General features: G+C 61.8%; 9 protein-coding genes. 4 read left to right on the top strand and 5 right to left on the bottom strand.

Features of this window, described 5'->3' with window-relative positions; translation table 11 throughout:
• The first annotated feature begins 10 nt into the window (after window positions 1–10).
• The gene (gene gatB / locus FH975_RS06460) at window positions 11–1,516 is read left to right on the top strand and encodes an Asp-tRNA(Asn)/Glu-tRNA(Gln) amidotransferase subunit GatB (protein WP_162320648.1); all 1,506 of its coding nucleotides are present in this window, start codon (window positions 11–13) and stop codon (window positions 1,514–1,516) included.
• A gap of 278 nt (window positions 1,517–1,794) precedes the next feature.
• On the top strand, window positions 1,795–3,450 hold the full coding sequence (locus FH975_RS06455; RefSeq protein WP_235928482.1) for an alanine/glycine:cation symporter family protein: 1,656 nt from the start codon (window positions 1,795–1,797) through the stop codon (window positions 3,448–3,450).
• Between the two features lie 75 nt (window positions 3,451–3,525).
• Here the strand turns inward: FH975_RS06455 and FH975_RS06450 are convergent, their stop codons facing one another.
• The 5 genes from FH975_RS06450 to FH975_RS06430 all read right to left on the bottom strand — a co-directional run bounded on the left by FH975_RS06450 (window position 3,526) and on the right by FH975_RS06430 (window position 10,259).
• Window positions 3,526–4,341, bottom strand: a complete 816-nt coding sequence (locus FH975_RS06450; protein WP_162320559.1) for a fructosamine kinase family protein — start codon at window positions 4,339–4,341, stop codon at window positions 3,526–3,528.
• A gap of 13 nt (window positions 4,342–4,354) precedes the next feature.
• On the bottom strand, window positions 4,355–5,200 hold the full coding sequence (locus tag FH975_RS06445; protein WP_162320558.1) for an inositol monophosphatase family protein: 846 nt from the start codon (window positions 5,198–5,200) through the stop codon (window positions 4,355–4,357).
• Window positions 5,193–7,580: an NAD-dependent DNA ligase LigA gene (gene ligA / locus FH975_RS06440; RefSeq protein WP_162320557.1), complete on the bottom strand. Its 2,388-nt coding sequence runs from the start codon at window positions 7,578–7,580 to the stop codon at window positions 5,193–5,195. The genes FH975_RS06445 and ligA overlap by 8 nt, the downstream gene beginning before the upstream one ends.
• 18 nt (window positions 7,581–7,598) lie before the next feature.
• Window positions 7,599–8,672 carry a baeRF2 domain-containing protein gene (locus tag FH975_RS16520; protein ID WP_153078098.1) on the bottom strand — a complete coding sequence of 358 codons (1,074 nt, stop codon included), beginning with the start codon at window positions 8,670–8,672 and terminating at the stop codon, window positions 7,599–7,601.
• A 120-nt stretch (window positions 8,673–8,792) separates the two neighbouring features.
• Complete coding sequence (locus FH975_RS06430) at window positions 8,793–10,259, bottom strand: glutamyl-tRNA reductase (protein ID WP_162320556.1); 1,467 nt, start codon at window positions 10,257–10,259, stop codon at window positions 8,793–8,795.
• Between the two features lie 78 nt (window positions 10,260–10,337).
• Here FH975_RS06430 and hemE point away from each other — a divergent pair, with 78 nt between their 5' ends.
• Window positions 10,338–11,459 (top strand): uroporphyrinogen decarboxylase, encoded by a 1,122-nt coding sequence (gene hemE, locus FH975_RS06425; RefSeq protein ID WP_162320555.1) that lies wholly within the window; start codon window positions 10,338–10,340, stop codon window positions 11,457–11,459.
• On the top strand, window positions 11,456–12,841 hold the full coding sequence (hemG, locus tag FH975_RS06420) for a protoporphyrinogen oxidase (protein WP_162320554.1): 1,386 nt from the start codon (window positions 11,456–11,458) through the stop codon (window positions 12,839–12,841). The genes hemE and hemG overlap by 4 nt, the downstream gene beginning before the upstream one ends.
• Window positions 12,842–12,871 lie beyond the last annotated feature (30 nt).

The following is a 12,871-nucleotide window of genomic DNA, read 5'->3' as shown; positions in this document are numbered from 1 at the left end:
TCAGGCCGCTATGGACGCCGTCGAACCTCTCAGTTTCGATGAAGCCCTCGAGGCCTTCGAACCTGTGATGGGCTTCGAAGTTCATGTGGAGCTCAACACGGCCACGAAGATGTTCTCCTCTGCGCCCAACGCCTTCGGTGATGAGCCGAACACCAACGTCAACGAAGTTGACTTGGGCATGCCGGGAACACTGCCTGCTGTCAACGGTAAGGCTGTGGAATCGGCGATCAAACTGGGCCTGGCCCTGAACTGTTCGATTGCCGAGCATTGCCGGTTTGCCCGCAAACAGTACTTCTATCCCGATACGCCCAAGAACTGGCAGACCAGCCAGTACGACGAGCCCATCGCCTTCGACGGTCATCTCGATGTGGAACTCGACGACGGGGAGATATTCCGGGTCGACATTGAACGGGCACATATGGAGGAGGATGCCGGAAAGCTCACCCATGCGGGAACGTCCGGACGAATCCAGGGCGCCGATTACTCCCTAGTGGACTACAATCGGGCCGGAGTGCCGCTGATTGAGATCGTCACGAAACCGATCACCGGAGCGGGGAAACGCGCTCCAGAGATTGCGCGTGCCTACGTCTCGGCGATCAGAGACATTGTGAAGGGACTCGATATCTCTGATGCGCGGATGGAACGTGGCAATGTGCGCTGTGATGCCAACGTTTCGCTTATGCGGCGAGGTGCTGAGGTTTTCGGTACGCGTTCAGAGACGAAGAACGTGAATTCAATGCGCGCTGTCGAACACGCGGTGACCTACGAGATTCGCCGCCATGCAGGGATCCTCTCAGCCGGAGGGTCCATTGTGCAGGAGACTCGTCACTGGAAAGAGGACACCCGAACTACCAGCTCAGGCCGGCCCAAGTCCGACGCCGATGACTACCGGTACTTCCCCGAACCTGACCTGGTCCCGATTGTCACCACCACAGAGTGGGTTGAAGCGCTCCGCGCGGAGCTGCCGGAACCACCCGCGCAGCGCCGACGCCGGCTTCGCGAAGCATGGGGGTACTCTGAGGCTGAATTCCGTGACGTGATCGCTGCCGGACTCCTGGACGAGATTGAAGAGACGGTGGGGCAGGGCGCCTCTCCTGCTGTAGCGCGCAAATGGTGGATGGGCGAAATCTCCCGGCTTGCAAATGCCCGCGGAGTAGACCCGGCTGCACTGGGGGTGGAACCTGTGACCATTGTGGAGCTCAACCGCCTCATCGAAGGTGGCACAGTCAATGACAAGATCGCCCGGCAGGTATTGGAGCACCACGTCGATGGCGAGGGCGCCCCAGCGGACATTGTGCGGAACCGAGGACTAGAGGTTGTCTCCGACGACGGTGCGCTCACCGCGGCCGTGGAGAAGGCCATGGCTGAAAATCCGGACGTAGTGGAAAAGGTTAAAGGCGGCAAACTCAAAGCCATTGGTGCCCTCATTGGGCCGGTGATGAAAGAAACTCGTGGCCAGGCAGATGCCGGAAAGGTCAAGGAGATTGTTCTCCAGACTCTTGGCATGGACTCTTAGTCGCTCCTGACTGACCTGGTGGTACGCCGTCTTCTCATCTGAAATTGATGGGGAGGCGGCGTACTTTTTTTACTACCCGTCGGTATGTCGAGGCGAAAATGCGTGACCATCGTCACAACCTGGGTGTAAGGTAAGTGCAACCTGAAACGTGCTTTTAACACTCGGGTGGGATTTCGCAAACAGTGCGAAACAGTAGACGAGTAGATTGAAGCTCATTCTGGGCCACCCCAGGGTGCCACGTGGCACCTGTTAACTGCTTTTGACATCCATATGAGGGGATGAACGACATGAGTCCTGAGGGACATCTTCTGGCGGCGACACAATCGCCGATCCAGGACTTCGCTGACACTATTGACGAATACTTCGGCAATATCACTGAATTCTTCGTGAACCTTATCTTCGGCACTTCTGTGCAGATCCCCCTCGGCGATCCTTTTCCCGAGGACACAATGCTGTGGGACGGCTCACTGCTGGTCCTGTGGGCCATCGTGGCAGCCATCGGTTTCACCATTTACTTCAAGGGCATTCAGTTCTCCGGTTTCGTCGTTTCTCTGGAGACAGTCCGTGGCAAATGGTCACGGGACGATGATCCGGGCGAGGTATCGCACTTCCAGGCGCTGACCGCAGCGGTCTCGGGAACTGTGGGCCTCGGCAACATCGCCGGCGTGGCGGCAGCAGTCTCCCTAGGTGGTCCTGGTGCGACCTTCTGGATGATTCTCGCCGGTTTGCTCGGCATGTGTACCAAGTTCGTTGAGTGCACACTTGGTGTCCGGTACCGCACGATTGACGAGAATGGAGAGGTTCACGGCGGACCCTTCAAGTACCTCCCGGTCGCTTTCCGCCGCCTGGGCCGCATCCCAGTGGCGATCATCACCGGTATCTTCGCCATCTCGATCATGCTCTTCGGCATCATCGGTGGCGGTATGTTCCAGGCCAACAATGCCTTCGCTGGTATTCGTGACGCACTGGGTACCGTGACGGGTAGTGAGGACACAATCCTCCACGGTGACGCTGGTGCGCTGATCTTCGGCATCATCTTCGCTGGTCTGGTGGCACTGGTCATCATCGGCGGCATCAAGTCCATCGCTAAGGTCACTGCAACGCTGGTTCCAGCAATGGCCATCATCTACGTGGCAGCGTGTCTCGTGGTCATCTTCGCGAACTTCGGCAACATCGGTGCCGCATTCGGCGCCATCATCGGTGGAGCCTTCTCCCCTGAAGGTGTTGCTGGCGGCATGATTGGTGTCATCATCATCGGTGTTCAGCGTGCAGCGTTCTCCAATGAGGCTGGTATTGGTTCAGCACCGATCGCGCACTCCGCAGTGCGGACTCGCCGGCCAGTCTCCGAGGGCTTCGTCGCGGCTCTGGAGCCGTTCATCGACACTGTGGTGGTCTGCACCATGACAGCCCTGGTCATCGTGTTCGCTTGGTACCCAGACCAGGTCACTTGGGATGGCGCTGTTGAAGCCAACGCTGAGGATCCAATCGGTCTGACCTTCGGGGCTTTCGACACGTTCTTCAACAACTTCTCCGTCCTGCTGGCCATCGCAGTCTTCCTCTTCGCGTTCTCGACTCTGATCACGTGGAGCTACTACGGTCTGCAGGCATGGCGTTACCTGGTTGGTACGAACCAAGCGACTGACACCATCTTCCGGGTCATCGTTTGCATCATGATCGTCATCGGTTGCCTGGTGTCCTTCGCCAACATCATTGACTTCGCCGACTCGGCGTTGTTCCTCTGCATCTTCATCAACGTCATCGGGCTGGTCATCCTTGCTCCGGTGGTCAAGAAGGAAATGCAGCAGTACCTGGACGACCGCAAGGCTGGACGTCTGATGGAGGACCCGGTGTACATCCCAGGTCCAGAGGACATGAAGGTTGTGGTGGACGAGGTACAGGCTGGTCCAAAGCGCGACTCCGCGCCTCACCAATAAACAAATAGTCAGTTAGCGCGCCCCGGTCAGGTTCCTGCAGAGACAGGCCCCTGGCCGGGGCGTTTGCTGTGCCGCTCAGCCGCGCAATCTGGTGGCGTGTTCGGCGGCTGCGATCATCGCCTCATGGTAGGTGGGACCGAACAGCAGCAGGTGAACCGCTAGATAGAACAGCTGATGGACGGGGACTCTGTCCTGCCACCCTTCAGCGAGAGGCGCAGCTTGCTGGTAGGCGCTGAGGACCTCATCCAGGTGTGGCATGCCAAAAAGTTGCAGCATGGCTAGGTCGGTTTCTCGATGTCCGGCGTGGGCGGCTGGGTCAATCAGCACGGCACCATGACTACTCCAGAGCACATTGCCGCTCCAGAGGTCACCGTGAATGAGGGAGGCAGGTTCCCCAGTGTCAAAGTCTCCAGCGGAGATGCGTTCCTGTGCCCCCTGGAGCAGCTGTGTCTCTGCTGAGGTGAGCCTCCCCGCCAGTTGGCGCAACACCGGGTCCAGGCGTTCTGCCGCATAGAAGGCTCCCCAAGACTCGTGTTGTTCAGCGCCGAGCTCCAAGAGCTGATCTGCTGGACCGAACAGGTGCGGAACACCGACCGGGTGGTCTGGGGGCAGCGTGCCGAAGAGAGTGGGGGAGTCCCTGTAGTGACTCCTTGGATCTTCGTGCCCTACAGACTGGTGCATTCGCGCCAAAGCGGCCCCGAACTCAGCGGCATCTGACGCCGAAGGTTTCTGAGGCGTCACACGCTCGAGGTGAAGAGAGTCGGCGCGGCTTTCGAGGACGTCCACGACCGCGGGTCCGCCTACAGATTCGGCAGCTTTCAGCCACCGCAGCCCTGCTGATTCAACGGCTGCCGCCTGCGGATGTGACTGGGATTCTTTGATGTACGACACGGCAGTCCATCACCTAGGTCTGAGTCGGGGCGGGCTCAAGCTCGTTCAGAGTCATTCCGATATCGCCGATGATGCACCAGTCGGGCGCGGTCGCTCCGTCTGGTGAGGCGGGCCGGCGAACTGGGACCCCCACCTCTTCGGCGATGACTGCGCCTCCTGCCCAGTCATGTTCTTGGATGCCGTATTCGGCGTACGCGTCCTGCGTACCTTCGGCAACCATGCAGATGTCGAGGGCTGCCGCGCCGAGCCGGCGAATATTTCCGAAGTAGTCGTTCATGGTCGCCACCGATTGGACCTGCTGGGCCTTCCGTGCCGGGTCGTACCCGAATCCGGTGGCTAAGATGCCGGAGCTGATGGCGCCTTGGGGGCCCTTCAGGGCGACAGGTTCTGACCCATTTCGGGCGGTGAATGCGCCGAGGCCTCGGGCTGCCCACCATTCCTTGCTGATGGCTGGAGCGACGACCACTCCGACGATCCATTCCCCACTCGGAGCCTGTAACCCGACGGATGTGCCGTAATAGACGATGCCTCGGACAAAGTTCGTGGTGCCGTCCAGGGGGTCAATCGACCATCGGTACCCGGAGGGTTCGGATACGTCTGTAGTGCCGTGCTCCTCGCCGGAGATGACGTCATGTGGCCGGTATGAGCTGATGACCGCCCGCACCTCATCTTCGGCCCGCTTGTCGAAATCTGTGACGAAGTCGGACTCAGAGGACTTCGTGGCGATCCCATGGCTGCTGTTATCCAGCGGTTGCCCAGCTGGTGCGGCGGCGTCGCGTTCGGACAGGACCGCTGCACCGGCTGCTGCCGCTTCACGCGCGATCCCTAGGAATGTCTTCAGCAGTTCGGTCTCAGTCATCGGCCCTCTTCCATTGGTCTGGTCCATGGTTCAGCAGTTCGGTGAACTGCTCCTCGTCCAGCACGGGCACCCCGAGCTGTTCGGCTTTGGCCAGTTTGGAGCCGGCGTTGGCGCCGGCGACCACAAAGTCGGTCTTCTTCGACACAGACCCTGAGGCTCGACCTCCGCGAGCGATGATCGCTTCCTTGGACTCGTCTCTGGAATATTCCTCCAACGATCCGGTGACCACCACCGTGACGCCCTCCAGCGTCCGCGGGGTGTCCTCGTCGACCTCGTCCTCCATCCGTACCCCGGCTTCCGCCCACTGGTCCACCAGCCGGCAGTGCCAGTCCACGCTGAACCACTCGCGGATAGAGGCGGCAATCACGGGCCCCACTCCGTCGATTCCAGCCAGTTCCTGCTCATCGGCAGCACGTATCTTCTCCATGGAACCGTAGGCGGAGCTGAGTGCACGGGAAGCGGTGGGCCCCACATGGCGGATCGATAGCGCCACCAACACCCGCCACAGCGGTTGCTCTTTGGCCTTCTGCAGCTCTTCGAACAATTGGACTGTGTTCGCGGTGGGCTCTGACGGCTTCTTGAGCTCGCCGTTCCGGTCCCATTGCGGCTTGGTCCAAAAATACAGCGACGGCGCCCACTTGCCCGTGGGCTCACCAGCCTTCCTCACCTCCCGCCAGACGTAGACATCCTTGACGTCTTCCGCGGTGAGATCGAACAGTTCAGCCTCGGACCGTAGAACAGGTGTCTGATCAGCGGGGCCTTCAGTGCCCCGCGCCGCATTGGCACCGGATGTCTCCAGGGCCTCCTGGTCAATCTCGTCGGCCCGGTTCGGCCGCCGCAGGTCAGGATTGGTCAGCGCAAGACCGGCCTCATACCCAAGGGCTTCAATGTCTAGTGCGCCGCGCGAGCCGATGTGCACCACACGTTCACTGAGTTGGGCGGGGCAGGATTCAGCATTGGGGCAGCGGTAGTCAACGTCCCCTTCTTTCCCGGGGGCCAGAACTGTGCCGCATGCGGGACAGTGCTCCGGAAAGACATATTCCCGCAGCTCGCTCTCCCTGCCTTCGCGAGCTGGCAGCACCGGCCCGAGCACTTCAGGAATGACGTCTCCTGCCTTGCGAATCATCACGTCATCGCCGATCAGCACTCCCTTGGCCTTGACCACATCCTGGTTGTGCAGCGTAGCCCGTTGGACCTCGGAGCCGGCCACTCTTGCCTTCCGGAGCACTGCATACGGTGTGACACGACCAGTGCGGCCCACATGTTCGCGGATATCGAGCAGACGGGTGGTGACTTCTTCGGGAGCGTATTTATAGGCAGCTGCCCATCGGGGGACACGTGAGGTGTGCCCCAGTGACCGTTGTTGGGCGAAGTCGTCTACTTTGATGACCACTCCGTCGATCTCGTGAATGAGATCGTGCCGCTTCTGTTCATAGGTGTCCAGGTACTCCTGGATCTCATCAAAACTGGCGACGATAGCTGTGTAGGGCGAGACGGGGAGGCCCCAGGCGGCCAGCGTGTCATAGGTTTCGTGCTGGCTGGTCGGTTCCAGCCCTGACCGAGCGCCAATTCCGTGGACGAACATCGAAAGTGGGCGCTGCGCCGTCTTGGCCGGATCCTTCTGCCGAATCGACCCGGCAGCTGCGTTGCGGGGATTCGCCAGGGGAGGTTTACCGGAGTCGATCAGCGTCTGGTTGAATGTGTGGAAAGCTTCCGAGGGCATGAAGATCTCCCCGCGGACCTCGAGCTCTTCCGGGTGATGGTCCCCAGTCAGATGATGGGGAATGTCCTTAATGGTGCGCACATTGTGGGTGACATCCTCGCCCGTGGTGCCGTCTCCGCGCGTCGCAGCGCGGACGAGTTCTCCGTGACGGTACAGCAGACTGATGGCGAGTCCGTCAATCTTCAACTCGACCAACCACCGGGGTTTCTCACCTGGCCGCTGCTTCTCCAGGGAGGCCACCGCCCGGTCGTACCAGGTGCGCAGCTCAGAGTAGGAGAACAGATCCTCCAGCGAGTACATGCGCCGCAGATGGTCCACCGGCGCAAAGGCCTCAGATGGCGCACCGCCTACCTGCTGTGTGGGCGAATCCGCGGATGCCAGTTCAGGGTGCTCCGCCTCAATCTTCCGAAGGCGGTGTATGAGTTGGTCGTACTCCGCATCAGAGATCAGCGGCGCGTCCTTCTGGTGGTAGGCCACCTGGTGCCGGGCGACCTCTTCTACCAGATCGGAGTACTCTTCTCGGAGTTCTGATGAGGCGTCCGTGGCCTCGGCGTCATGTGCAGTCGTCACTTGTCCCAGTCTAGCCTTCGCCTCTGACACAGCTGTGGGGCGTGGAACGCGACGAAGGGGTGCCCCGCCGGCGATTCCACGCCCCATGAAAAATGTGAGTGCTGATCAGCTGGAAGAGGGCTGTGAGTCCATCTGGTCAACCGGCGCCTCGTACCGGAGGATCGCCGCGGCGTTGCCCTCAACGGAGGTTCCGACGAGTCCCACAGCGGCATCGACTCCTGCGGCCTCGCGCAGCAATGTGTCCTCGTCTTCAGCTTCAGCGTCGTAGCGCAGCAGAAGAGTCTCCACCGCACCGAGTGTGGCCGCCCGGCGAATGTTCTCCGCGCCTTCGACGGCCAACCCGTTGGCCCGGGCACTGCCGAACCGTTCTGTCTCAGCCTTCGCTCGGTCAATGGTGATCTGCCGGGCCGTGCTGAGCAGAGCCTCGGTCAGCGCCTGCTCGGCACCCTCATCTGCAGAGTCGCTGGAGATTCCGCCACCAGCTTCAACCTCATAGGCAATCTCCTGAAGATGGACCGGCAACTCCTCTAGAAGCATCTTGCGGCCTTGGACCTCACCGGCCACCACTAGAGCATCGGGACCCCACTTCTCTGCCGTATTGCGCACAGTTTCGGTGATGTCTCGAATATTGAGCCATGCGGCCTCCTCGGCGCGCTGTTGCATACGGCGGTGGTGCTCGGCGCCTTCCCGTGGCTTGTGCACGCTCTCAGTGGCCGAGCCTTCAACCCCGGATTCGCTGCCGGAGTCCAGGACCGCCGACGAGGTAAAGACTTCACGTCGCAAGGTGGCGCGTTCCTTGTCCACAAGGACCACCAGGCCACGCACTGAGCGTGCCCGCTGCCGCAGATAGTCTCCCAGAGCGGGCGGCTCGCCGAGCACGGCCTGATCGCCACCGTCACGGGTTGCGTCAAAGTCCTCTTCCAGCAGCAGACCGGTGCGGTTTGCCACCAGCACCCGGCCTTCGGTCTGGATGGCGGTGATGTCCTCGCCCAGCACGGCGTCGTCGAGCGCTGTCAGAGTTTCATCATGGGCGCCAGCGTCAGCGAGCTGGCTGCGCAGAGCATCCCAGCGCAGCCGGACTTCCTGCTCCGCATTGGGGCTTGCGGCCTGAGCCTGCAAATAGACAGTGGCAAACGGAGGCTCAGCCTCGTAAATGGATCGAATGGCGGCGAGCTTCACAGCCTTCGTCCTCCTCAAAAATCGGGTTATCGGTCATGTGAACCAACACCAAGCACGCTATGAGTCCCAGGTCAGCGCAGGCACAAAAGAGGCTGGGCGTCAGCTTGACGCCACCAGTGCTCAGGCGCTCTTACGAACGGCTTCGACAGCCTGGAAGCGCGCGATGCTGAACTCACCGGCACGATGGTGGCGGCAAAATCCGCCATCAGGGACTTGCTGAAGATACGCTGCCATATGCGCCAGTTCCGCTGCGGAGAAATCCTCGGGGCGACGCCGCGGCCCCGCCTGGCGCCGGGAGTCCTCGGCAGCTGCTACCTCAACGCCGAATATGGTCTGTAGTGCAGCGACGTACTCGTCGCCGCGACCGTCTGCGGCCAATTCTCGGGCACGCACGGTGGGGGTGTGCAGTAGTTTGCGCACAATGCGGCGGAGCCCGAACTCCACTTCTTCGGCTGCGGCGGTGCAGCCGTGGTGTTTGCGGACCTTGTCCATTTCCTCGTCCAACAGCGACTGCACGTGCTTGCGCAGTGTGACGATCGCATCATCTGCGGTGCGCTCAGCACGCTCAGCGAGATACTGCTGGACGGATTCGGCAATGACCGCTCGGGCGTCGTCGACTGAAGCTGATGTTTCATCCGGTGCGGCAATTTTCACGGATTCCAGCGTGATCAGATCCACTCCCGGAAGCTCGGCCACCTCTGGGGTGAAGTCGTGGGAGAGCGCAAGGTCAATCACTGTGAGAGGTTCATCGCGCTCGTGCAACGCGGCCAATGAGCGGATCTCTCCAGCCGTGATCTGACGGTTTCCGCCTGAGCAGCCGACAATGACGTCAGCTTCACGGAACGCCGCCGCAAGTTCGTCCATGCGCAGCGAGCGGGCGTGACTGCCGCGGGCCGAAACAGCGTCTTTGCGGGCGGTGAGAAAATCTTCAGCACGTCCGGACCCGGAAAACACCGCAATATCGGGTACGCCACGTTCGGCCAGCTGGGACAGTGAGGCGCCGGCATAGGCCCCGGTGCCGATGAGTACGACTTTGGCGTTCTGGTAGAAGGAAGGTCCGTGGCCGCGCATATCGCCAGCAATGTCCAGGGCAACAGAGACGATGGAGCGCCCCCTTGATCCCAGCGCGGTCTTCGCGCCCACGTCCTTCGCGGCGCGGGTCGCCGATTCGAAAAGTTTGGTCAGAGTCCCTGAGGCGGTGCCTGAGGCCTGCGCCTCAGCCAACGAGCGCCGAACCTGGCCAGCGATTTCGCGTTCCCCCACCACGGCCGAGTCCAGACCGGCTCCGACCTCAAAAAGGTGATGGGCGGCGTCGTCGTCCACGAGAGTTTTGAAGGAACTGGCGACGGTCGCATGATCCAGCCCAGAGGACTCAGCGACCGCAGAGATGAGCGTATTGCGCCCTTCCTCAAGGGCCTCGGGAGAGTTCGAGCCGGACTCAGCGTAGATCTCGAGGCGGTTGCAGGTGGCCAGTGTCACGGCAGGCAGATCTACAGAAGCGGCGACATCGGCCGCTCCTGCGGAAAGTGTCCCGACTGTCTCGAGGTCGAGATCGGTGTGGGTTGCGACAAGAGAAAAGAGAACCACGGCAGAGCAATTCTATCGTGTGTAGAAGAAGTTCGCTGCTCGTGACGCCAAGTCCTCCATTCAAGGCAGAATGGAAGTATGACGACGACCTCCACGTCCCACCTGCCCGCTGACCACCCCTTGGCGAGCGGACTGACCTCAGAGTCCGCGCTGCTCAACCAGTACCGCGGCTCACGCACCAGTGATGGGGCGCCAGCCAAGCCCGAGCGTCGGCCAGTGTGGTTTATGCGCCAAGCCGGACGGTCACTGCCGGAATACCGGAAGCTGCGGGAAGGCACATCCATGCTGGACTCCTGCCTCAACCCGCAAATGGCCAGTGAGATCACGCTGCAGCCAGTGCGCCGGCATGACGTTGACGCTGCCATCTTCTTCTCCGATATTGTGATTCCGCTGCGGCTGGCAGGAGTGGGCGTAGAGATTCAGCCCGGAGTCGGCCCAGTCCTGGACTCTCCGGTGCGGACCGCTGCAGATGTCGCAGCATTGCCGGAGCTCGACGAGTCCGCATTCGCCCCGATCACCGAGGCGATTCAACGCACCACAGCCGAGCTCGGCAGCACCCCGCTGATCGGATTCGCCGGTGCGCCGTTCACCCTGGCCGCCTACATGGTGGAAGGTCGGCCCTCACGGGATCATCTGGGCCCACGGGCCATGATGCACTCCGACCCGCAGACCTGGAACGAGCTGGCGGCATGGGCGGCCGATGTGTCCGGCAGATTCATGCGCGCTCAACTGATGGCAGGTGCATCCGCAGCCCAGTTGTTCGACTCCTGGGCCGGTTCGCTGGGTCGGGCCGATTACCAGCGCCACGTTCTGCCGCATTCGACTGCGGCCTTGTCCCATGTCTCCGAACTGAGCGGGCCCAACGGGGTGAGCGCTCCACTGGTGCACTTCGGTACCGGGACCAGTGAGATTCTTGACCTGCTCAAAACCGCTGGGGCCGACGTCGTGGGTGTCGACTACCGACTGGACTTAAGTGAGGCCACCCGCCGACTCGGTCCGGAGACACCACTGCAGGGCAACATCGACCCCGCTTTCCTCACCGCCGACTGGCCGGTGCTGGAAGCTCATGTCCGTGAAGTCATGGCAGCCGGCTCCGGCGCGGCCGGACACGTCCTCAACCTCGGTCACGGGGTGCCTCCCGAGACCGATCCCCCAGTCCTGACACGAGTGGTGGAGCTGATCCACTCGATCGAACCATGAACCGCGCCGCAGTCATCGGCGGTGGGATCGCCGGCCTGACTGCCGCGTGGGAGCTTGCCCGCAGCGGGCAGCAGGTCGACATATATGAGGCCGGAGATCGGCTCGGCGGTGCCATCTCCCCGGTGTCGCTGGCAGGTGTGCAGGTCGATGCGGGGGCGGAAGCTTTCGCCACACGCACGCCTGCGGTCAGGGACTTCCTCCGCGACCTTGGGCTGGATGAGCAGGTTGTCTCTCCCAACCCCCTGGGGGCTTGGCTCCAGCTGCCCGATCAAGCCGCACCGATGCCTTCGACCGGGGTATTGGGTGTCCCCGGAAATCCCAGTGCCGATGATGTGATCGCTATTCTCGGAGCCGAAGAGGCCGCGCGTGCAGCCCAGGATCTTGAAGCTCCGATGACGTGGTCTCAGGCACACAATCCTGCGTTGGGGGAAGTGGTCGCAGATCGCATGGGCCCCGCTGTGGTGGAGCGGCTCGTTGCGCCTATCACCTCAGGGGTTCACTCGGCAGATCCTTACGACCTGGCCATCAGTTCAGCGCACCCTCAGCTGTATCAGACGATGCTCACTCAAGGCTCCCTGGCCCGTGCGGTCACGGCCCTGCGTGCAGCAGCCCCGGCGGGATCCGCTGTGCAGTCACTCCACGGCGGCATGAATACGCTGATCAGCACCCTGGAATCCCAGCTCCGCCGGTTCGGCGCCAGTATTCACCTCAATACTGAGATCCACGAGCTCAGTTCACTGCAGGCCGATGCAGTCATCGTGGCGACCGAGGGCCGTCAGATACACCGGCTGATAGGAACCTCACCGAAGGCTGCGCCTGCCGGACAGAGGCCGGACCAGGGCCAGAGCGCAGGGGTGGCTCTGGTGACACTTTTAGTGCACGCACCGCAGTTGGACGCGTGTCCGCGCGGCACTGGAATGCTCGTTGCACCGACAGTAAGCCATATTCGGGCCAAAGCTATGACCCACATCTCAGCCAAGTGGGAATGGGTGGCCCGAGCACTGGAGAACCAGCTGGGCCCCAGTCATCACCTGCTCCGGCTTTCATTCGGCCGCATCACCGATACCGACGGCAGCTTAGGTTTCACCTCCGCAGACAATGCGCTGCTCAATGCCGCCATCGCCGACCTGCCAGCGCTCACCGGCCTTGCCGTGAACCGGGAGCAGCTACTCGACCACACGGTGGTGCGTTGGCAGACGGGACTGCCCGGTGGCTCGACCCAACAGCGCAGCGACGCACAACAGGTCAGGGAACTGCTCAGCGCCCGGCAAAGCGCTGCCGGACCGGGCATCGCGGTGACAGGTGCATGGTTCGCCGGCACCGGACTCGCCCAGGTCATCCCCGATGCCCGGCGCGCCGCCCAGCAGGTGCTGAGTCGCTGATCCAAACCTGGCAGCTGAGCTGCGGGCAAG

This window comes from Nesterenkonia haasae (genome assembly GCF_010119385.1).
Taxonomy (GTDB): Bacteria; Actinomycetota; Actinomycetes; order Actinomycetales; family Micrococcaceae; genus Nesterenkonia; species Nesterenkonia haasae.
Note: the sequence above shows the minus strand (reverse complement) of the source record. Positions and strands in the feature narration are given on the sequence as shown.

What these genes read in the sequence shown, in the direction of transcription:
- hemE (WP_162320555.1), top strand. Translation starts at nt 10,338, where the DNA reads ATGACGACGACCTCCACGTCCCACCTGCCCGCTGACCACCCCTTGGCG.
- hemG (WP_162320554.1), top strand. Translation starts at nt 11,456, where the DNA reads ATGAACCGCGCCGCAGTCATCGGCGGTGGGATCGCCGGCCTGACTGCC.
- FH975_RS06455 (WP_235928482.1), top strand. Translation starts at nt 1,795, where the DNA reads ATGAACGACATGAGTCCTGAGGGACATCTTCTGGCGGCGACACAATCG.
- gatB (WP_162320648.1), top strand. Translation starts at nt 11, where the DNA reads ATGGACGCCGTCGAACCTCTCAGTTTCGATGAAGCCCTCGAGGCCTTC.
- FH975_RS06445 (WP_162320558.1), bottom strand. Translation starts at nt 5,200, where the DNA reads ATGACTGAGACCGAACTGCTGAAGACATTCCTAGGGATCGCGCGTGAA.
- ligA (WP_162320557.1), bottom strand. Translation starts at nt 7,580, where the DNA reads ATGGGGCGTGGAATCGCCGGCGGGGCACCCCTTCGTCGCGTTCCACGC.